A 22,932-nucleotide genomic window follows, 5' to 3' on the forward strand; every position below is an offset into this window, starting at 1 on the left:
AAAATCTAAACTACCCCGTTGAATCGACGTAGTTAGGTTGAAATTTGCGGTTCATCTGAAGGCTGTCGTCCACTTACCACAAGCATAATTACAGCAATGATGATAAGTATAAAGCAGAAGATAAATGAATATCGGTAACCTACAATGCTGGCTACTCCACCACCAACAAGACTACCAAGCAGTCTACCGATTGTGGATGAATTCGAATAGAGTGTGGAAGCATATCCCGGCATACTAGGCAGCAGGTCCTGAATGTAGCTAATTCCAATCGCAGAAATGACGGCGACAAAAACAGCGAGCAAAATTTGTGCTGCAAGCATTTGCCACATCTCGTTCGAGATAAGTATAACGAAATAATAAGCTCCTCCAAAAATAGCCCCGCAAAACACCAAGATTCGGTTACTATACTTTGCACTAAGTAGACCGAGTATAATCATAAAGGGAATTTCCAACGCGGCACATATACTGCTGATTAAACCGACATGACTTGTCGTACCCCCAAGATTGTTTGTAATAAAGAGAGCCGTGTTTATGCTGCTCATCCAATGAGCCGTATACATGAGTGTCAGAATGAGAAAAGGAATTAAAATATCCCGGTTTTGAGTCAGTCGGAAACTTTTTATATTCGCTTCAGCATTATTGTTCTTCATTTCTGTGTTTGATTGGAGAAACAGGAAAACAAGCAGAGCAACGAGTAGGAAAGCTCCGATCGTTCCCAAAAAAATCCCCTTAAATCCAATAGCAGCGAGTAATAAAGTGCCGATTAAAGGACCTGTAATAAAGCCAAGAGAGAAAGCAGAACGCAAGGTAGAATTAGCAAACGCACGCTCCGTAAAATGACTCTTTATCACTGCTTCTCTAGAAATAGCGAACAACTGGGGCATTCCTGGTGCACCAAGGGCAGTAAACACAGTCATGTAAATGAACAAAATCGGAAAATCTTGAATAAACAAGTATCCACTAAAGGCCAGAACATTAGAGAGAGTAGAGAAAAGATAAACGCTCTTCCGATTCAAGCCGAGATCAGAACGTCTCCCGATTAGCGTACTGATCCATATTCCTGCAATTAGTGTAACGGCTAGATAAAGACCAAACATTCCAATAGATACGCCAAGCTGTTCCGTGAAATAAATAGATAAAAAGGGGGCACTGAGTGAAATGCCCATTCCCTGTAATGCCATACACATAAAGAGTAGCGCATACGAAGGAATGGAAAATAAGCTGATAAATCGATTGATCATAGTGTAAAATTACTCCTCAGAATTTGTGTTGTGTAATTACCATACATGACCTTGCTTTATCTCGTCTAATTGTATCTTACTGGTGAATGCTTCACACTACTTTGGGAAGCTAATAAAGGCTCACATTCATGGCTGAATAGAATCAATCGTGCATCTTTATTATGTACTAAATGACAACACAAACAATATAACATTCGTGCCAAATGCTTGCCTAAACCTATCATAGACTCGTGTAAGTGTATGTACAGTAAAGTAAAGGCAGTTTCCCGGAAAAATGAGGTTCCACTATCAACAGGTAGTTATTAAGGAAATACATAGACATTTTTAAGACAGTACATGTGGAGCATGATCCAAGGCCTCATTCTGCTGTAAACTATGCTTGAAGCCACCAAAAATCCCTTACAAGATAGAGGAATGAGCACCAAATGAAGGGAGATGGGGCTGCCGGTCGACATCATAGGATCAAACGATGATTTCGCAAGCTATAAGCTCCTGCTTATACCAATGGCTTAAAACTACCTGTGAACGGTGCTTATATCTTGCGACGGAACGTGTCGAGGGACAAGAACATAGTCCCATTGACGATTAGGCGTATATCTAATCGGTATCTTGCTCCTCGATTCATTATACTAACGGGCAGGTTAGTTGAATATGAACGTCGAAACACATATTGCATACAGAAAGTTCCAACCAAGCGAAATTGAGTTACTGGATGTAGAGTAGAAGGAACGAACAAGCAAACGACCGGAATGATTCGAGAGTTTTCTAATAAATGATAGGAGCGGATGTAGATGGGGATAACTGGCTGGGGGAATAAAATTACCGAAATCACATTATTTGTGGAAGATCTGCAGCGGTCGAAGACGTTTTACCAAGAATCGTTTCAAGTATTAATCCAATACGAAGACGAAAACTGTGCAGTATTTGATTACGGTAATACATGCATAAACCTCTTAAATCAATCAAATGCACGAGAATTGATTGATCCGGCTCAGTTTGGTCGTGTCGAGGATGGTGCAAGGTTCCTGTGTACAATCCAAGTGCCCGACGTTGATCGGGTATGCAACGAGTTGGAAATACGGGGCGTTACATTGTTAAATGGGCCAATAACGCGTCCTTGGGGGCGGCGAACGGCTTGTTTTGCCGACCCTGACGGGCATATTTGGGAGATAGCGCAGGTGCTTTAACGACTATTATGTGATGGGGTGAAAACCTTATGTTAAAAAATGATTCCGTGGCTATTATCGAGCAATATAAGCGAAACCTGGCTGGATATACGATAGACCAGTTGCGATATAAATTCCAGGAAGACGTTTGGTCGATTGGACAAATGTATATTCACGTGATCGATGTGGCAGAAGAGTATATCGATCATATTCAAACTTGTACGATGGAGACTCAAGAAAAAAATGGAGGCAAGACTGAAGTCGGAACGAAGGCGTTTATCGAAAAAGTGTGGCCCGATGTCCGTGTTAAACTTGAGGAACCAGTCAACAGGACCCGTAACCCCAATAGTAAGGAAGAGATCATAGCCGGTCTAGAGCAGGTGTTAAAAAAAATGAGATACTGGGAGGAACACGTTCGCGGAACGAATCAGGCTTGCAAGGTGCGTCATGGCTGGTTTGGCTGGCTTAACGCGCGTGATTGGTTTGAGATGATTGGCATGCACAGCAGGCATCATTTGCACCAAAAGGTAAGACTTGACGAGAAGCTTGTGGAGGCAGGCTTATGTAATAATTCACTAAATTAACGGGAAACGATAGCTCATAAAACCAACAAAGCAGCTGATCAATGTCATCGGCTGCTTTTGTTCAACTAAAGGGCAGGTTAGCTTAATAAATTATCTTCATTTAGTGAAAACTACCCTTAAAAATCTGGGGATGAGGGTTTCAGAAATGAAAAGATTTATAGGATCATTGCTAACAGCCATCATTTTCTTGATGGTAATCCAGCCCATTTGTGCAAAGCCAAACGATGAACCATTGAAACGGCTTGTACTTACTTTGTTAGCTCCAAAAATACAGGAACAGATTAACCACTACTACAAAAATAAATCCACTGTAACACCTACGTTTACGCCTTTTTTGGATGGAACTGATGTAGACGTTAAATATCATTCTTCACATATTGTTGTTCAGGTTAAAACTATTCCGTATGTAGGACCTCATTTGGATGTTGGACTCGACTCGATGAGGTTTAGTATAGATAACTCCGGATCAGTAGTAGTTCTTGAGTATAAGCACATTAGGAATTATGACTTGCCTCCTAACTGGCAAAAAATTATTAAAACTCATTGAACTAACGAAGAAACTATGGCTCAATAATACAAAGAAAGCCAGGTCAACGTGATCGGCTGCTTTTGTTCAAGTAACGGGCAGGTTAGCTCAATAAAGGCCCTTGTTACGATGGGCTTTTATTGAGCTATCCAATGGCATTTGGCTAGGAAAATATCAGGGTGCTTCTTTTACTTTCTTTTGTACAAACATCTATCTTGTGTTTTTTGGGGAGTATTTTATATGGATCATATGTTCAAGAGTGCTTTTTACCTCCGGCCAGTCGTTATCCGTAATGCTATAAAAAACATTGTCATGAAATCTACCTTGAGTATCCCGCCTATGCTTCCTAAAAATGCCCTCTTTAGTTGCCCCAATCCGTTCTATCGCTCGCTGTGACCTTATGTTATTGCCGCTGATGGAAAATTGCACGCGAACTAGCGCTAATTGTTCGAAGCAATAATTTAACAGTAAAAACTTGCATTCCGTATTTACACCTGTACGCCAGTAAGTCGGTGTTAGCCATGTCCAGCCGATTTCCGCATTTTGATTGATCATATCAATATCTCCGATTCTTGTGGTTCCAATAATTTTTTCCGACATGAGTTCAACGATGACGAAAGGGAGTTGGGTGCCATGAAGCTGGTTTTGTATGGCTTGTTCGATTAAATGCTTAATATCATCATATGTTGCATTTTTTCTCCAAGTAAATTCCCATATGTTTGGATTCATTAGTGTTTCAAGTAAATCTTCTTTATGTTTAGATTCTAGGGGTAAGAGTTTTATTGTCTTGCCTATTAAAGTAACATTTTGATTCATGTCATTTACACCTCCGATTCCGTTGTGATTCATTATCTTAACGTGGTGGGATTAGTATATATTTATTGGTATCGACGTTGAATGCATTAACCGTTGAATTATTGTACTTTCATGCATCACAAATTCCTTTTAATATTGATTGGGATGAGGCTGAGGTACCCTCAATTCAAAATGGAGAAGAATATGATTGAAATGGGGTGGACATTCAGGTCATGCTTTTACTAATTATGTAATATCTCCGCCATTACCAAATAGATCAACTGCGGTTTACAACTAGTGGATGATAATAGGGATCGTTGCAGAAATGCTGACGATCCTTTTTATATACCTTTAGGGACGGTAGAGAACGAAGAAATTATATTAGAGTGATGATGCCTCATTAAGCCAACGGGCAGGTTGTTTCAATCATGCCGGCAGTATCTTTTAGAAATTCACAAAGGCAGGAAAATGTAGGAATTGTGCGGAATAAATATACAACTTTATCTTATTTGGAGGTTGTAAAATGGCGTTCCCGACACATATTGTATCTGCAGGCGGAATTGTAGAAGATGGAACTGGAAATATCCTTTTAGTAAAAGCTCATGACGATGGTTGGGTGTATCCTGGTGGGATAACTGAAGTAGGAGAAAACCTAATTGATGGCGTCATTCGTGAAATCAAAGAGGAAAGTGGAATAGTTGCCACGGTTAGCCATTTGATTAGTGTTGTTTCGAATACAGCAATCCATAAGTGGTATGACGGTGTGACTGATGTGCCTACGAAGGTCATGTTTGATTTTGTGTGTAAAGCTGTGGGTGGAGAGTTAGCGACTTCTAATGAAACGAGCGAATGTAGGTGGGTACCAAAGGAAAGTGTTCTGGATTTGGTTACTTTACCTGGAATCCGCATGCGTTATGAAGCTTATTTGAACTTTAACGGATCTGTGAATTATATGGAGTATGTAACTGCGTCAACGATAGAATTTGATGTCAAGCTTCAAAGGAGTGTTTAGTTGTATTAGGGTAAAGTGTATTAAGCAAACGGGGAACGATAGTTCAATAAAAAAACAAGGAAGCAGCTGACCAATGAAATATCTTCGTGGGTTAATGAAAAGCGCTGATGAACTAATAAGGACCAGCACAATAAAGTGGTAGTTTTATGGATATGCAATAGTCGCCGAATGGAACTTGGTATTATAAGGAGGCAGAACACATGCTAGAAGAACAGGAAATATTCGCGGGCGAAGGATATAACAGGTCGTACGCAATCGCTACGGGTATGCCGATTTTGAATCTTAGGGGTAGCATACCGCGTGAAGGTAACGGCCAACTATCATTTCCGTGGGTGACAACGGGCATAAGGATTGATAAAGAACAGATGTTGGAAACCGTTATGAAGCAAAAGACACTCGAGTATTTGTTTAACATGCAATTCAGTAAGGAGGAGATGACCGACCGCAATTTGGTTGTAGGCTGTTATGAATACAGGAATCCGAATGACAAGGAACAAATATTACTATATGCGCTGGTTTCGTTGAAGGAATTTCTCGCGAGATACGGCGATGAACGGGCATCAGAGATTCTGATGCGAGTTGGCTGCACATACGAGAAGATTATGGAGGAATGCGATGAAGCCATTGAAGAACACTTTGCAGTGTTGCGCCGGTCACTTCATTTAAAGAATTTGAGGGACAAATATGATGTCGTTTACGAGTGGAGTGAAGAGGAAGGGGTAAAGACGTACATTATCAGATACACCAAATCGAGTTATACGAAGATTAAAGCTAAATCATTCGAAGAGTTGACTAAACTCTATGACGAGCAACGTAAGAAGGATGCAAAGAAGACGTTCGCGATTCTGGAACCGTTAGAAGCATTTATGCAAGCCTAAGAAAACCGCCCCTTTACGGGGCGGTTTTTCACCATTTCATCGAAAGAAGATTCGAGGATGTCGCGGGACAAGAACATTGTTCCTTTGCCGAAATGGACACGAACTTGTTCCCATTTCCGATTAGACAAAAACCTGAATAATGAGTAGATACAACTAAGAAATGCACCGCTGAAGCAGCTAGCCAGCACAGTCCCTACACCTATAGGTCCTTTAAGAGATCATGTGTCGGCAGGTGGTAGCCGCAGCAACCCCTCGGCGAGCACTTGCGTGCTGAAGACCTGTTGGCAAATGCCCAGTGAAGCTTGGGGTTTTCACGGTTCCGACGATCGCGACGCCAAAGGCGCTGCCGAATTCCCGGATTGTAGACTCTTTTCCAATGGCTAGAGTACCGGTGCCAGTTCGCAACCTAGGTTTTTTACACTTTCAAGCAATAACTCAAATCAAGTAAACACATCATATATCTGCAACCACGTGCTGCTTGACTAGTACTGTTGAAATAATAATGAGTATAGAAATGATTGCAATAATTAAAGGTATAGTACGGTTAAAGACATGACCACCTCTTAACATTAGGTAGATTGTTAAAACGTGAATGCTTGGAAATCCGCTACATAATGCAATTAATGTTTGAAAATGGACCATTCTGTTCCGGAATGCAAGAGCAATCAATACCCCCAGATGAAAGGATACATATTGAAATGCTAGACGGGGGAATCTCTCTTCGCGATGAGCATTTGAATTTTCACCTACCCGGGATAATGGAGACATTCCCAGATTGAAATAGGAGTATCCTTGTTCTTTTGCCCACTCCATTAGATTTACAAATAAGACATCCATCGTACCATTAGGAGTTTCGTTTAAATGTCTCCTTAAATCAATAGAGATCAATCTGTTGTGGTCATAACCTGGTGCTAGTGTTGCAAAGGCAAAATTTTGCCTTCGGCATCCCGGAGCAGAGCAATAGGGAATCACTGTAATAAAGAAGGTGAGTCAAGGAATGAAGGATTGACAGGCATTATACGGTTGTTTATTGTACTTATATGTGTAAAAATATATTTTATATATAAAAATATAATGAATGAATTGGTGATGTGATTATCATGAGTACGAATGATAGAATACCGTTGTACCAACAAATTCAAGACTACATCCGCAAATTCATTGCTTCCGAAAATATGAAGCCGGGTGATCGAATACCGACAGAGAAGGAACTCATGGATCGATTTAACGTTAGCAAAATTACAGTTGTGAATGCCCTGACAGGCTTGGCTAACGAGAAATTGATTGCACGCGTCCCGGGGAAAGGAAGCTTTGTCGCGGAAGGCACAGATGCAGCAGACACCTCATTTTCTGAATTTCCGGCAGTAAAAGGAGGCAGATCGAGTACAAAAATGATTGGGGTGATCATGCCTACGATTCACGACTACTTTGCGATTCGACTCATCGAAGGGATCGAGCAGTCACTCAATCAGGAAGGCTATCGCAGCATGATCATGCTGACACATGGCAACATTGAGAAAGAAAAGGATGCGATCAGGGAGTTAAAGGCACTTGGAACTGAGGGGTTGTTAATCTTTCCTGTGGATGAAGGTAACTATAACGAGGAGATTCTCGGCATGAAGTTATCCGGCTTCCCTTTTTTGCTGATTGACCGATATTTGCCTGGCGTCGAAACCCATTACATTGCGGCTGATGGAAGGTTGGGCGTGAGGCTGGCCGTTGAACATCTATGGGAGCTTGGACATCGTGATATAGCGATCTGCTCGGATTCTCCATTGCAAACCGTCACGGTCCAGGAGCGAATTGATGGTTATATTGAAGCACTGAAGGATAAAGAAGCATTGATTAACCCTGCACATATGATTACAGATTTCAAACCACTGTCTGTTCTGAAGGATGCAGAAGCCCATCCATTGTACCGATATATCAGCAACAAGATGGTGACTGCTTATATATCGCTGAATGGCAGGCTGGGGGTTCAGATCTATCAAATGGCCAAGCAAGCCGGTCTTCGCATTCCCGAAGATGTATCGATTGTAAGCTTTGATGACCCCACTTCCATCGTGGAGGAATTCAGTATTTTTACGCATGTAAAACAATTTGAGAGAGAGATGGGAATCCGAGCAGGCAACCAGCTTCTCGAAGTCATTCGGAATAGCCGCGAGATTACAGGTTTCAGCAAAATTCTGATTGAACCTGAACTTGTCGTTCGTCAAACGACTGGAAGCTGTCCCTAATCATCATATCAATGCTTAAATTTAAGTCTTTTCCGTAGATGTACGGAAAGGGCTTTTTTATTTTTTTCTTAAAAAACATATTGAATATATTCTTAATGTATATTATATTTTGTAAAATGGTGAATATTTACAACGAAAGACCAATCCAACAGGGGCAGGGAGGTCATAGCTGTGGTTAGAGATCGGAAAGAAGAACGAACCGGATTCCAGGAATCAGCACCCTATCATCCTGATTATGATCTGCAAACGGATTTTGTCATGGTCTATGGAATGGACGATACGATGCCGCAACGTATTCAGGAATGGAAGGATAAAGGGTACGTGGTTCATTTAATGACAGGAGTAGCATGGGGGACCTATAACGACTATCTGGACGGGGAAGTAGACGGGGAAACGCACTGGGATGAAGCCCAGATGGATCGAGATGGCGAGATGATTGTCCATGGGAAGGAACCTATTATTCCTTACATGGTTCCAACGGTTTCCTTTGGTAAATATATCGCTGAACGCATACGTGCAGCTGTTGATTCTGGCGTGGAGGCGATCCATCTGGAGGAACCTGAATTCTGGGTAAACGGGGGGTACTCGGAATCGTTTAAGAGAGAATGGCAGTTGTATTACAAAGAACCCTGGAGTCCGCCTCACTCCTCACCCGATGCACAGTTTCGGGCTTCCAAATTGAAAGCGTATTTATACACACGTGTGTTAGACCGATTGTGTACCGAGATGAAAGATTACGCTCTGAAACGTTACAATCGCATCTTGCGATTCTACGTTCCGACCCACAGCCTGATCAATTATACGCAGTGGCGAATTGTTAGCCCGCAGTCTCGATTGATAGAGCTCCCCTCCGTAGATGGATATATTGCTCAAATCTGGACCGGGACATCACGAACACCGAACGTGTATGAAGGGGTGCGCAAAGAACGAACTTTTGAAACCGCTTACCTGGAATATGGTGTCATGCAAGAGCTTGTGCGGGGTACAGACAGACGAATGTGGTTTCTGCATGACCCGATCGAGGACAATCCGAATTATACATGGGCCGACTATAAACAGAACTACCTGAAGACCGTTGCTGCTTCCCTGCTTCATCCCGGGGTTTCCCATTACGAGGTCGCACCTTGGCCGCGAAGAATTTTCAAAGGAACTTATCCTTCCGATGAAGGCACGCATAAAGAACGGATTCCACCTGACTATGCAACGACATTGCTGCATGTCATGCACACGCTTGGCAACATGGATCAGGACAATATCGAAACAGAAGGTGAATCTCTTCAAATTGGTGTATTGATTGCCGACTCGGCCATGTTTCAACGCATGAAGCCTGAGCCGGAGGCACCGAATGCTGGAAAATATGACGGTACAGATCCGGAAGGATTCCAAGCGGATGGCGACACGGAGCTGCTGGATTTCTCTTCATTCTATGGTCTTGCTCTGCCATTGCTTCAACACGGAATACCTGTGAGACCCGTCCAGTTTGATAATGTGAGGCGCTATCCACATTACCTGGTTCCATATCGTGTCCTGCTGTTGAGTTATGAATACATGAAACCGGAGCACTCCGATATCCATTATGCACTGGCCCAATGGGTACAGGACGGTGGTGCGTTGATCTATGTGGGAGACGACAGCGACCCCTATCACAACATCCGGGCATGGTGGAATGATGACCAGCGCAGGGAAAGCACGAATACCATATATACCTCACCACGCGAGCACTTGTTTGAACAGCTAGGGCTTAAGGGAGAACAGGAAGGGATTCATCCTGTGGGCAAAGGGGCGGTGCATTGGCTTCCTGTACATCCGGCTGCATGTACGTCAAGTAAAGCGAGTGCAGATCAACTTCGCCAGACTGTGAAAGAAACATGGGAGAGACTACAGGATTCCAACTTCCGTTGGGAAGCCAAGCATTATTTTAAAATTAAACGTGGGCCCTACATCATAGCCTCTGTCCTGGAAGAGTCCATATCCGAAGCACCACTGGTTATCCCAGGTCCGGTGGTGGACTTGTTCGATCCTGACCTGCATGTTCGGCAAGAAGTAAGGTTGGCTCCTGGTGAGCAAGCACTGTTATACGACATTACGGCCGGAAGGCCACAGCAAGAAAAGGTGAGCCTGATCTCTGCCTCTTCCAGAATTGAAGATCTGACGATAACGAATACAGGTTTTCAATGTGTAGCCAAGGGTCCGACCAACATGCAGGCCACCGCCAGATTCTATTGCCCATTTGAACCCATATCCGTTTGCAGTATAGATCAACACCAGACTGTACCTGCCGAATGGAAATGGGATTCCAAATCGAAAACCGTACTGCTGAACTATGAGCATGGCAGCAAGAACAAGGTGGAGATTCAAGTAAGGTGGGATCGTGAGAATGCAAAAGCAAAAGCTTGATGAACGAGAGGAGAGAACAAAACAATTATGCCATATGAACCGATTAGACTCGGACATTTGAATCAAATGCTGTCCAAACTCCGTGAAGCCATATATGAGCCCATTGCCAAGCTGAATGTGACGGCATGGGTTACCCCGGAGCCTGTTCCATTTGAGGAAAGAATGTCAGGTCAGCAAATCACTCTTTCACAGAGCGAGCGTTGGGGGGAATTATGGGATTGTGCCTGGTTTTGTTTTACAGGGAGCATTCCACCGTCCGGTAGTGACGCCAAGGCTGTTCTTCTGCTGGACGTGAACGGCGAACTCTGTCTGGTGGACCACGAAGGAACGCCTGTACAGGGATTGACAACGATTAATTCAGAGTTTGAATTCACACTGGGTCTCCCTGGGAAAAGAGTTGTTGAACTGGACCATTCGTCGATAATGGTGACGGACGGAGCATTCGAACTGTGGGCTGACGCCGGCAATAACGACTTATTTGGCAAATACCAGGGCGGTACGGTAAAAGAAGCGATTTTGGCACATTGTCGTGAAGATATAAGAAGTCTCTATTACGACACCGAAGTGCTTCTGGAGACGGCAGAATACCTTCCTGTCAACATGGCGCGCAGAGAAAGGATTCTTCAATCCCTGTATGACGCTTCCATAATATTGACGGAATTAACGCCTGACCGCATACATCGCGCCAAGTTATTATTGAACGAACCATTATCACGTCGTGGTGGCGATCCTGTGCTGAACATAAGTGCGGTTGGGCATGCACATATTGATTTGGCCTGGTTATGGCCGATCCGTGAGACGATCCGAAAGGGCGCAAGAACATTCTCCACGGTGCTTCGCATGATGGAGCGTTATCCCGATTATGTGTTCGGAGCGAGTCAGCCTCAGCTATACGATTGGATGAAACAGCACTATCCCAAGATGTATGACCAGATCAAGGAACGGGTGCAGGAAGGCAGATGGGAACCGCAAGGGGCCATGTGGGTCGAGTCGGATACCAATGTGCCAGGCGGTGAATCTCTTGTACGCCAGATTCTGTACGGCAAACGTTATTTCCAACAGGAATTTGGAATGGAGATGAAGTCGCTGTGGATGCCAGATGTATTTGGCTACTCCGCAAGCTTGCCGCAGTTGTTGAAGAAATCCGGTGTGGATTACATGATGACCCAGAAGCTCTCCTGGAGTGAGTACAACCGCCATCCTCACCATTCCTTTCTGTGGGAAGGGATCGACGGTTCCTCGGTGTTAACACATATGCCACCTGAGGATACGTACAACAGTCCGGCCGCTCCACGTTCCATTGCCAAAGCAGAGCGGGAGTATCTGGACAAAAATGTTTCCAGCCACGCATTGATGCTCTTTGGCATTGGAGACGGCGGCGGCGGGCCGGGAGAAGAACATTTGGAACGGTTGGAGCGGGAGAAGAACCTGCTCGGTCTGGCGCCTGTTGTGCAGGAACCTTCCTGGAAATTTTTTGAACAATTGAATGAAGAAAGAGAGCGATTCCAGACCTGGCGTGGGGAGTTGTATCTAGAAAAGCACCAAGGAACCCTGACCAGTCAGGCACGGAGCAAGTGGTATAACCGCAAGATGGAGAAAGCTCTGCGCGAGCTGGAGTTTGCTGCTGTACTGGCTGCCCGCATGGGCAAGTCTTATCCGGCCGAAGCATTGGAGACGATCTGGAAGGAAGTGCTTCTGTACCAGTTCCATGATATTCTCCCCGGATCTTCGATTAAGCGAGTATATGATGAGTCGTTAATACGGTATGAAGCATTGCTCCAGCAGACGGAAGGCATGATCACCGAAACCTACAGCTATATTACAGATTATATCTCTTCCCAAGAGGAAAGCTCCAATTCAACTGTGGTATTCAACTCACTACCGTGGGAACGTCAGGAGTGGCTGCACCTCCATGGACGATGGCATAAGGTGCAGGTTCCATCCATGGGCTACACCGTGGTATCTGATCATGAAGATCAGGAGGTCATGGGGGAGATCGCAACTGGTATTGAAACGGATGTTGCTGCGCTGGAAACAGATTTCCGTGACACAGCCAAGGAGTACAGTATGGAGAATGACATTCTCATCGTGAAATTTGACCCCAATGGCAGCATCACCTCGATCCTGGATAAGCTGGAGGCACGTGAAGTTATCCTACAAGGACAGCTGGGGAACGACCTTCGTGTATATCATGATGAAGGCGATGCCTGGGATTTCCGCCATGATTATTCAGCGCAAGTGGGGATGCCATTAATTCTGAATGATATCCGTGAGCTTCGGGATGGTCCGAAAGTTGGGTTGGTTTTTGATTACAGCTACGGAGAATCGTCTCTAACCCAAACCGTTATTTTAACGGAGGGCAGTCGGCGTATTGATTTTGAGACGGTCGTGGATTGGCAGGAATACGGTAAAATGTTACGCACTTCGTTCCCGGTGCAGATTCGTACCGATCAGGTTCACTGTGAAATCCAGTTTGGCAGCCTGAGCAGGCCGACTCACCGCAATACGATGTGGGACTTTGCCAAGGATGAGATTTGCGCTCACCAATGGGTGGATATATCAGAACCGGATTACGGAGTCGCCTTACTCAACGATTGCAAATACGGACATCGAGCCATTAACAATGTACTTGACCTTCATTTGCTGCGCAGCAGTTCCTACCCGGATCCGGTGGCGGATCGTGCAGAGCACCAATTCACCTATTCGTTATATCCGCATCAGGGGAACCATGTTCAGGCTGAAATTTATCGAAGAGGCAATGAACTCAATATTCCGCTGCGCCTGAGTTCCTTGTCTGCACCTTCAATGGATGTAGAAGAGGAAAAGCTGCCTTACACGAAAGCATTCCTGCAGCCGGATCATCCGCACATCATGGTGGAGTCAATCAAAAAAGCCGAGGACAGCAATGACATTATCGTCCGTCTGTATGAGACCTCGGGAACCCGGGTCAAAACGAAACTGTCAATCGGTTGGAATGCTGAAGAAGTCTGGGAAGTGGATCTCATGGAGAATAACATTTCATCGCTGGAGCTTCAGGATCAAGCCGACGTAGTTTTGTCCTTTACACCATTCGAGATCATCTCGCTGCGATTGAAAGGTTAGGTTAAGGGAAAGGAGCGTTGGGAATGTGATTAAGAACAGTGTGTTAATGAAGCGAATCTGGAAGCATAAGCTCTTTTACTTGTTCATGTTACCTGGCATCATCTGGTTTTTTTTATTCTCCTATGTTCCCTTATATGGAATTCAGGTTGCCTTCAGGGACTATACCTTTGTTGGGGGTTTTACCGGAAGTCCCTGGGCAGGTTTCAAGTACTTTCAACAGTTCTTTAACTACTATCAATCCGGTGATATCATCCGCAACACGGTGATTATCAGTCTTATGAAGCTGTTAATCGGCTTTCCTATGCCAATCATTCTTGCCATTCTTTTAAACGAAATACGACTAATCCGGTTCAAGAAAACCGTTCAGACACTTTCCTATTTACCCTACTTTGTATCCTGGATTGTGGTTGTCACCCTGATGCAGAGATTGCTCACGCCATACGGCGGGCCAGTGAATGATTTGCTGGGGTCGTTCGGAACTGATCCAATCCAATTCCTGAACAATCCCACCTGGTTCTATCAGATGATTGTTGGATCGGATATTTGGAAGAACATCGGCTGGAACTCCATCATATTCATGGCTGCGATTGCAGGAATTGACCAGCAGCAATATGAAGCTGCCAAGATCGATGGTGCAGGGCGTTTCCAACAGATGTGGCATGTGACCCTGCCGGGTATACGTAATGTCGCCATTATATTATTTATTCTCGCCGTGGGTAACTTGATGAGCGCGGGTTATGAGCAGCTGCTTCTCCTGAATGGACCTGCGACCGCTGGCATGGGCAGTGTTCTCGACGTGCACGCCATTAACTCGGGTATCCGGGAAGGGCGTCTGAGCTACGCGGCAGCTGTGGGGCTGTTCCAGAGTGTAATTGGGCTGATTTTGGTGCTAACGGTCAACCGGATTGCCCGCAAAGTCAGTGATGTATCCCTGTTCTAAGGAGGTGATGTGATGACACGCAAATGGTCCTTATTTTCAGTTATAAACTATACCATTCTCGCTTTGGTCGGATTCTCCATGATCTACCCGTTTATTTACATCCTGGCGTACTCGCTGAATGACGGCAAGGATTCCATGCAGGGCGCGATCTATTTCCTTCCACGACAATTTACATTGGAGAACTATGCCCAGGTATTTGATAACGCACGCATCTGGAAGGCATACCAGATCACCATCATGCGAACCGTGCTGGGTACGTTCCTTCATGTAATTCTGTGTACATTGATGGCTTACGCGCTCTCGAAGAAATCATTGCCGGGCCGTTCATTTTTCACCTTTTACATCTTCTTGCCTACGATTTTCAGTGCCGGATTCATCCCGTTCTTCATTACGCTTCAGAAGCTGCATCTGATCAATACGTTCTGGGTGTACGTCTTGCCGCTGTTATTCAACTTCATGCATATCATCATTATCCGGACCTTTCTGCAAGGAATTCCGGAAGAGCTGGAGGAATCAGCCCACATTGACGGGTATGGGGATTTTCAAATCTTCATTCGCATCATTCTGCCTCTCTCGGGACCCGTACTGGCAACCATCTCCCTCTTCATTGGGGTCGCCCACTGGAATGACTGGTTCTCGGGTGCCTACTATGTGTCCAACAAGGATCTGATTCCGGTGCAAACCCTCTTGCAGGAGATGCTGACCGAAGCGGAGTCGCTGTCCAATTCGATGCAGCGCGCAGCACAACAGGGCGGGCAGACGATTGGCAGTTCAGGCGGAGCGGGTGCGACACCCGAATCCCTGCGTATGGCTTTGCTCGTCATTACGGTCTTCCCGATCCTGTGTATCTACCCGTTCCTGCAACGATATTTCGTAAAAGGAGTGATGATCGGTTCGGTGAAAGGTTAGGTGATCCTAACCTGGAATTTGCTGAGTTTTATCAGGCTTGACCCAGATCATTCATCATCATATTTCAGGAGGCGATTGGTTTGAACCGAATTTGGTCGAAAGGCGTATCCGTATTACTCGTGTCCATCTTGGTTGGAGGATCGTTGAGCGGATGCACGGATTCATCAGGAAACGGGAATAGCGGAGAAGCAGCTGATGGTTCATACAAACTCAAAATATTGCACAACTGGAACGGTTCGGGTGGTTCGGATAACGGAATAACGCCTGTGGAAGAAGTCATCAAGGAGAAGACTGGCGTCACGCTGGATTGGGAGTATACCAAAGGCAGTGAGACCGAGAAGGTAAACCAGATATTTGCTACGCAGGATCTGCCGGATATCTATACCGGACCCGCATGGGGGGGCGAGTTGGATGGCATTATCAAGGCGGCCAAAGAAGGGCAGCTCGTCGATATTTCCGACAAATTGGGGGACTATCCTAACCTCGCGAAATCCATTGCTGAAGAAAATGTACCCCCAGCGCTTTACGAAAAAGCAATAAATGCATATGACGGCAAAAAATATTTGCTTCTGCAAAACCAGCCTTCCCAGAATGAAGATGGCATGGATTGGCTGTACGGCTTTTACGTTCGTAAAGATATCGCGGATAAGGTGGGTATAGACCCTCAATCGGTCGTAACGAAGGAGGAATTCTATAACTTCCTCAAAGCCATCAAGGATGCCAATCTGCAAGAGAACGGGCAGCCGGTCTTTCCACTGGGTGGCTTCAGCAACGGCTGGTCCGTCGGCATCGGCAATACCATGTTCAATTCGGGTGGCAGTTATGTTGACAAAGGTGACGGAACGGTAGAGCATAACTTTTTCACGAAAGGCTATGAAGAGTACACGTTATTCTATCGGAAGTTGGTTCAGGAAGGGTTAATGGACCCGGAAGCATTCACCCAGACTGACCCGATCGCCAAGGAGAAAATCAATCAGGGCCGCATCGCCATTCTGGCCGCACACTATCCGGCCATTCTGGATGCCTCCAAAGAATATGTTACTTCACATCCTGGAAGCGATTACATCCCGATCGGCCCTTTGGAGCGCGCAGATGTTGAACCGAATCGCCCTGCGGATCTGGGCATTCAGGGCAACAACGTAACAGCGATCACCAAAAACTGCAAGGGCGCATGTGTAGATGCGGCGCTGAAGTTCCTCGATTACATGGCTTCCGATGAAGGATTTATGCTGGCAAGATACGGAGTGCAGGGCGTTCATTGGGATATGAAGGAAGGTAAACCCGTTGCCAATAAGGAGTGGTTCGATAAATTTACGGCAGATCAATCGGGTAAAGTTCGCAAGAACGAAGGCATCTCCATTGGTCTGGAATCCATCACGGGGCCTGATCGAATCAATTCGGTCGCAGGCGGAGATATCTGGGCCGATCAGAAACGGCTTGATGCCATGGAACAAGCCAGAAAAATTCTGCGTCCTAATGGCATTCATGTCATTACAGCCTATAACCCGGGCGATGTGATGACCAAAGCACCGGAATGGGAGATGCTGAAGCCTTCCATGGACCGGATGGGTGATGCCTGGAAGGAAGCAATCTTTGCGAAATCGGATGAAGCGGCGTTGGGCATTATCAACGAGCTTCGCGAGCAGCTTCGAAAGACCGGATATGATCAAGCCATGCAGTTTACGAACGAAAACTTGAAAGGGAAAGACGTAGTTACCGTTCAGATGCCGAACTGATCACCTCCATATTCTTACTTTTAATTTGAAGGAGTTGCATTCATATGACGACTGAGTTTAGACCGCCTTCCGTACCTCTGGTTACTGTGGACCCTTATTTTAGCGTATGGTCAGCCACGGACCATCTGTATGAAGATCATACCCGGCATTGGACGAACAAAACGAATGGCATGGTGGGCTTGGCGGTGATCGATGGAAAGCTTCGACGATTTATGGGGAAAGTGGGATCGGAGGAGCGTACAGCTGTCCAGGAACCTGAAGTGCTGGTGCAGACCAACCTGACTGTCCAGCCCGTAACGACTCGATATACCTTTCAAGGCGAAGGAATAGAGCTTAATGTTCAGTTCACCACACCTTTATTGCTGGATGATTTGGACCTGTTATCCAGGCCGGTGACCTATTTGAATTTTCAGGTCAAATCGATCGATGGGGCCTCACACCAAGTCAAAATTTACGTAGATGTAACAGGCGAATGGTGTGTAAACACAACCGATCAGCACGTAACCTGGGAACGCCATGTGATTGAGGGGCAATGGAATGTCATGTCCATGGGCACTGTGGATCAGCCCGTATTACAGCTTGCCGGTGATGATACACGAATTGATTGGGGATATATGGTTCTCGCTGTTCCTCAATCCTCTCATATCCAGACGGCCATTCACTCAGTTACAGGCCGCGAACAGTATGTACGCTCCCGTCAATTGCCGACAGAAGATGATCATCCTCAGCCGCGAGCTGTATCGGACAACATGCCGGTTATGGCCGCCGAGATCGATCTGGGGGCTGTCCGGGACGAACCGATATCCGAATTTCTCATGCTTGCGTATGACGATATCCATGCGATTGAATATTTTCAACAGCCTTTACATGCCTATTGGAAAAGAAATGGATTAACGTTTCATGAAATGCTATTACTGGCAGCCCAACAATACGAAGAGATTCAGCAGCGCTGTGACAGCTTTAATCTTGAACTCATGGCAGAGAGTCAGGCCGCAGGCGGTGAGAAATACCGGGATATTGTGGCGCTAACCTACAGACAGGCGATTGCAGCGCATAAGCTGGTTGCCGATGAGGAGGGGAATGCTCTATTTTTCTCCAAAGAGAATTTCAGCAATGGATGTATCGCTACGGTGGATGTCAGTTACCCTTCGATCCCATTATTCCTGAGATACAACCCTGAACTGATCAAGGGCATGATGCGTCCAATTTACAAGTATGCGATGAGCCCGGATTGGACGTTTGATTTTGCTCCTCATGATGTAGGAACCTACCCTAAGGCCAACGGTCAGGTGTATGGAGAGAATAAGCTGGAATACCAGATGCCGATTGAGGAATGCGGCAATATGCTGCTGATGGCTGCGGCGGTCAGCAAATATGAGAGAGATATCGAATTTGCTCGGCAGCATTGGGAACCTCTTACGCGATGGGCAGATTATTTGCTGCACAATGGACTCGATCCTGTAAACCAGCTGTGCACGGATGACTTCGCCGGGCATCTGGCGCACAATACCAATTTATCGATCAAGGCCATATTGGGTATTGCTGCGTATTCCTACCTGTGTGAAAAGCTCGGTTTGCAGGAAGGGGCGAAGTACCTGGAGGAAGCTCGGAACATGGCTCAGGAGTGGGTGTCCATGGCAGATGCCGGGGACCATTATAAGCTGACGTTTGACAGTCCAACCAAGTCATGGAGCATGAAGTACAATCTGGTGTGGGATCATCTGCTCGACCTGTACCTGTTCCCGAAAGAGATCGCCGCCAAAGAACTTGAATATTACATGCACAAACAAAACCGCTATGGCCTGCCGCTGGATAGCCGTGAAACGTATACCAAATCCGATTGGTTGGTATGGTGTGCCTCCATGAGTTCAACGAAAGCGCAGTTTGAGTCTTTCATTTCACCGCTGTGGGATTTCATGAATGAAACTTCGTCTCGTGTTCCCGTAACGGATTGGTATGACACGATCACCGCTAAGCAGATGAATTTTCAGAATCGTTCTGTGGTTGGCGGCTTCTTTATCCAATTACTCATGCAACAGTCTACAGACTGATGGGTGTGAAGGCAGGTGGTGAATATGAAGGCAGGCGCAGAGGAAGTCTGTGATCATTTACAGCAGCTCAAGCAGCAATTTGCGAATCCGGATGCAACGTATCGTCCGCAGCCTTTCTGGTTTCTGAATCATGCGCTGGAGAAGACCGAACTGGAGAGTCAGATTCAATCCATGTATGAAGCGGGTGTCGGCGGTGTGGTTCTGCATGCCCGGCACGGAATGCTAATCCCATATCTCTCGCCGGAATTTATGGATGTGCTGGAGTTTTGCACAGCAGAATGCAAGAAACGGAATATGGTCGTCTGGCTGTACGATGAGGAGAATTGGCCGAGCGGAACCTTGGGCGGCAGACTGACACGGGAACAACCGGAATATCGCATGCGTTATTTGAGAATAGAGGAAAAGCGATATGTACGAGATGTGCCGCAGGAAAGCTTGAAGCTGGATTTTGCCTCCCATGATCACAATGAGCTGATCGCCATCCTGGCCTATCGCGCGGTTAACCTCGATGGAGAGTGGTTGCTTCATGATGAACCGGAAAATATCACACATTGTTGGGGAGAAGAGTGGAGTCCGGGTCACGCCCATGATTCTTATATTGTTCTCGCTTGCTGGTCATGTGAGATTGCCGAGGGAATCACCTTCGCTAAAGGGTATTACCTGGATACATTGAATCCGGAAGCGGTTCAGTCTTTCATTGGGATGTCTTATGAACCGTTTCTGGCATTAAAGCCCTATTACGGATCAACCATTCAAGGGGTGTTTACTGACGAGCCGGGTCTTATGATTCACGATGGCTTCTTCGGGGTGGAGGCCATCCGAACCGCCGTTCATGATGTGGAGGCTACTTTGCCGGGGCTCGTCTTCGCTTGGACTGAGGGGATGGTCGAACGATATCAGCAAGAGAACGGGTATGATTTAATCCCGCGGTTGGGGGCATTGTTGTATCCCATGACAGACGGCAGCCGATCCACAAGGCAGCAATATTATGATACGATCACCCGTTGGTATGTGGAGGGATATCATGCCGCGATTCGTTCATGGTGTGAACAATCCGGTCTGCTCTATATCGGTCATACGCTGGAGGAGCCTGTCTGGGGGCAGGCTCGATCTCAAGGCAATCAAACCCGGGTATTGCAGCAATTCCACTATGCAGGCGTGGATTATCTCACTCCCGGCATCGGGTCAAAGGCGAATCCGCATCGCATTGTGTCCGTCAAGACGGCGGCTTCTGTCGCGCAGCTGCACAGGAAGGAACGGGTGATCTGTGAAGCCTTTGGTGCAAGTGGTCATGGTTATTCCATGCGCCAGCGGCGACTTGATGCCAATTTTATGGCCTTTTTGGGAGTTAATCTGTTTATTCCGCATGCATTCTATTATTCGTTTGCCGGGTATCGGAAGACCGACTTTCCACCGACTGAATTCAAACATGCACCCCATTGGCTGCATTATCGTGCTTTTGCCGATTATATAGGGCGATTGAGTCTGCTTGGAGCAAAAGGAAAACGAACGCCGGAAGTTCTGCTGTTATCGCCTATCCATACGGTATATGAAACCATGTTCACATCAGGCGAAGCAAACATGCAGCCTTCATCAGATGTGCTGTTCTCGCTTTTGTCAGATCGCTTGCTGCGATCATCTATCGACTACGACTATGTGGATGAATGCCAGCTTCGCGAAGCGCTCCTTGTTGAAGGAGAGGGTTTGCAATTTGATGGCCATGGCCATGGATATTCGATCCTCGTTATGCCGGAAATAGAGGTGATGTCAAGGGATGTTGCAGCCAGGCTTGTATCCTTTGTTAACCAGGGCGGCACGTTAATTGCGATAGGTACGATTCCGCAGCATAGTGAATCTTTGCGGCATGATCCGGTGTTGTTGAAGGATATCCAGCAGCTGTTTGGTACCGATCCGCCGCACGGAAAATTACGTGCTGTTGGCAAGGGGCACAGCCTCTTTTATTCCATGGATGACGCTGTTCATCAAGGCGGCCAGAGTCAGCGTCTGGATCAACTCGAAGCGTTTTGTATTCAATTAGGGGAGTTGATCAGGGAACCACCGGTAATACGATGGGATTGGATTGAAGGTCAGTCTGACGATTTGATTAGCGTCGAACGCAGAATTGGAAATCTGGTGTATGTATGGTTGATGAATTGGTCAGAGCACTCCGTGACCATTAAGCTCATTTGCGATGAAAAGAAAGGTCACTTGGAAGAGTGGGAGTTGGAGAATGGAAGAGTATGCAGCATTGACGCTGAATCGTTCCTTTCGTTCGTACCCGGAGAGCTGTGTGTGCTGTCGGTAAGCCCTCAAGAGAGCTCCTCTTTTCCGCAAGAACGTACGGATCATGCGGAGTATATAGAGCAAGCGTGCCTGGGAGATAAATCTTTTTCCACGAATGTGGTAGAGGTCATTCTGGATGAGCAGTGGGGGTTCAGGACCGCAGGCCCCAACGTTCTTCTGCTAGATCAATGGCATGTCACGTTGAATGACCGACATTCCAGGATGAACGCGACCATGCCCGGGCAAGTAAATACGTATCGCACGACATTTGGCATGACGCCAAAATTGATTGAACGGCTTCAATCCCCGCGTGGTTCGGATCGTTCCGGTAAGGCGGGAGAAGAATCATGGGGCAGGGTGGAATTGCTTCTGGATGATGTAGATCAGAACATTCCATCCCATATCGGATTTTTGCAGCGTAGGCGTAATCTGGAAATATTCGTCAATGGGGTACGTCAGGAAGCGTTAAGACACTCTTCGTGGCAGGATGGTGATTATGACAGTGTAGATCTCACTCCACATTTGTTGGCTGGTGAGAATGAGCTGGAAATTCTGACGGTTTCGTTATTGGAGCCGATGCCTGCTATTTCATTCCCAGCCTTTCTGATTGGTCCGTTCGCGATAGAAAATGATACGACGTTAAATACCGATGTGGAACAATGGGGTGGATGTTGGAATACTGCTGGCTATCCTTATTATTCAGGTACGGGTGTCTACTCGCAGCAGGTGGATCTGTCTAACATAAACTTAGCTGCAAATGAGGAGCTATGGCTGGTAGCCGAAGATATAAGGGAGACAGCAAGCCTATATGTGAATGATATTGAAGCAGGTATTCGTTTATGGCCGCCTTACCAATGGAACATAACGCCATATATTCAAGAAGGATTGAATGAAATGAACTTACATGCCGCAAATACACTGGAGAATTTGTATGGAAAGTCAGCGCTGACATCAGGAATCAATGGACAGGTGAGGTTGATCCGACGTACGCGAAGAACATCACAGACGCAACATCACAACAAATCATAAAAACATTAAAAGTGCGTGCTCAAAAAGTCAGGTTTTCAGCACCGAG

General features: G+C 46.1%; 15 protein-coding genes and 1 pseudogene. 13 read left to right on the forward strand and 3 right to left on the reverse strand.

Annotated elements, in window-relative coordinates; genetic code table 11:
• Nucleotides 1-32: 32 nt before the first annotated feature.
• A complete protein-coding gene (locus F0220_RS16685) occupies nt 33-1,241 on the reverse strand; it encodes a sugar efflux transporter (RefSeq protein ID WP_105598949.1) in 1,209 nt (402 codons plus the stop codon).
• 791 nt (nt 1,242-2,032) lie between these two features.
• Here F0220_RS16685 and F0220_RS16690 point away from each other — a divergent pair.
• The 3 genes from F0220_RS16690 to F0220_RS16700 all read left to right on the forward strand — a co-directional run bounded on the left by F0220_RS16690 (nt 2,033) and on the right by F0220_RS16700 (nt 3,538).
• Nucleotides 2,033-2,428 (forward strand): VOC family protein, encoded by a 396-nt coding sequence (locus F0220_RS16690; protein WP_105598950.1) that lies wholly within the window; start codon nt 2,033-2,035, stop codon nt 2,426-2,428.
• Nucleotides 2,429-2,457: 29 nt separating this feature from the next.
• On the forward strand, nt 2,458-2,991 hold the full coding sequence (locus tag F0220_RS16695; RefSeq protein ID WP_105598951.1) for a DinB family protein: 534 nt from the start codon (nt 2,458-2,460) through the stop codon (nt 2,989-2,991).
• Between the two features lie 145 nt (nt 2,992-3,136).
• Complete coding sequence (locus F0220_RS16700; RefSeq protein WP_105598952.1) at nt 3,137-3,538, forward strand: DUF3888 domain-containing protein; 402 nt, start codon at nt 3,137-3,139, stop codon at nt 3,536-3,538.
• A 189-nt stretch (nt 3,539-3,727) separates the two neighbouring features.
• Here F0220_RS16700 and F0220_RS16705 read toward each other — a convergent pair whose 3' ends face one another.
• The gene (locus tag F0220_RS16705) at nt 3,728-4,333 is read right to left on the reverse strand and encodes a GNAT family N-acetyltransferase (protein ID WP_105598953.1); all 606 of its coding nucleotides are present in this window, start codon (nt 4,331-4,333) and stop codon (nt 3,728-3,730) included.
• 502 nt (nt 4,334-4,835) lie between these two features.
• Between F0220_RS16705 and F0220_RS16710 the strand changes: the two genes are divergently transcribed.
• Both F0220_RS16710 and F0220_RS16715 read left to right on the forward strand, forming a co-directional pair.
• Entirely contained in the window at nt 4,836-5,324 is a 489-nt protein-coding gene (locus tag F0220_RS16710) for an NUDIX hydrolase (protein WP_105598954.1), read from the forward strand.
• Nucleotides 5,325-5,524: 200 nt separating this feature from the next.
• Nucleotides 5,525-6,202 (forward strand): hypothetical protein, encoded by a 678-nt coding sequence (locus tag F0220_RS16715; protein ID WP_223199714.1) that lies wholly within the window; start codon nt 5,525-5,527, stop codon nt 6,200-6,202.
• 690 nt (nt 6,203-6,892) lie between these two features.
• Here the strand turns inward: F0220_RS16715 and F0220_RS32950 are convergent.
• Nucleotides 6,893-7,167: pseudogene (locus F0220_RS32950) on the reverse strand (phosphatidylglycerol lysyltransferase domain-containing protein); the annotation flags it as partial.
• A gap of 135 nt (nt 7,168-7,302) precedes the next feature.
• On the opposite strand from F0220_RS32950, the gene F0220_RS16725 reads away from it, so the two are divergent.
• The 8 genes from F0220_RS16725 (at nt 7,303) to F0220_RS16760 (ending at nt 22,886) form a co-directional block, all read left to right on the forward strand.
• Nucleotides 7,303-8,439 (forward strand): GntR family transcriptional regulator, encoded by a 1,137-nt coding sequence (locus F0220_RS16725; protein ID WP_105598955.1) that lies wholly within the window; start codon nt 7,303-7,305, stop codon nt 8,437-8,439.
• A gap of 171 nt (nt 8,440-8,610) precedes the next feature.
• Nucleotides 8,611-10,836 carry a hypothetical protein gene (locus F0220_RS16730; protein ID WP_105598956.1) on the forward strand — a complete coding sequence of 742 codons (2,226 nt, stop codon included), beginning with the start codon at nt 8,611-8,613 and terminating at the stop codon, nt 10,834-10,836.
• 27 nt (nt 10,837-10,863) lie between these two features.
• A complete protein-coding gene (locus F0220_RS16735; protein WP_105598957.1) occupies nt 10,864-13,938 on the forward strand; it encodes an alpha-mannosidase in 3,075 nt (1,024 codons plus the stop codon).
• Between the two features lie 46 nt (nt 13,939-13,984).
• A complete protein-coding gene (locus tag F0220_RS16740) occupies nt 13,985-14,878 on the forward strand; it encodes an ABC transporter permease (RefSeq protein ID WP_105599157.1) in 894 nt (297 codons plus the stop codon).
• Nucleotides 14,879-14,890: 12 nt separating this feature from the next.
• Nucleotides 14,891-15,787: a carbohydrate ABC transporter permease gene (locus F0220_RS16745; RefSeq protein WP_091020055.1), complete on the forward strand. Its 897-nt coding sequence runs from the start codon at nt 14,891-14,893 to the stop codon at nt 15,785-15,787.
• Between the two features lie 80 nt (nt 15,788-15,867).
• Nucleotides 15,868-17,523, forward strand: coding sequence for an extracellular solute-binding protein (locus tag F0220_RS16750; protein ID WP_149846702.1), 1,656 nt, complete (start codon nt 15,868-15,870; stop codon nt 17,521-17,523).
• Nucleotides 17,524-17,567: 44 nt separating this feature from the next.
• Complete coding sequence (locus F0220_RS16755; RefSeq protein WP_149846703.1) at nt 17,568-19,574, forward strand: glutaminase family protein; 2,007 nt, start codon at nt 17,568-17,570, stop codon at nt 19,572-19,574.
• A gap of 24 nt (nt 19,575-19,598) precedes the next feature.
• Entirely contained in the window at nt 19,599-22,886 is a 3,288-nt protein-coding gene (locus F0220_RS16760) for a glycosyl hydrolase (RefSeq protein ID WP_149846926.1), read from the forward strand.
• The last annotated feature ends 46 nt before the right edge of the window (nt 22,887-22,932 follow it).

This window comes from Paenibacillus sp. 37 (assembly GCF_008386395.1).
GTDB lineage: Bacteria > Bacillota > Bacilli > Paenibacillales > Paenibacillaceae > Paenibacillus > Paenibacillus amylolyticus_B.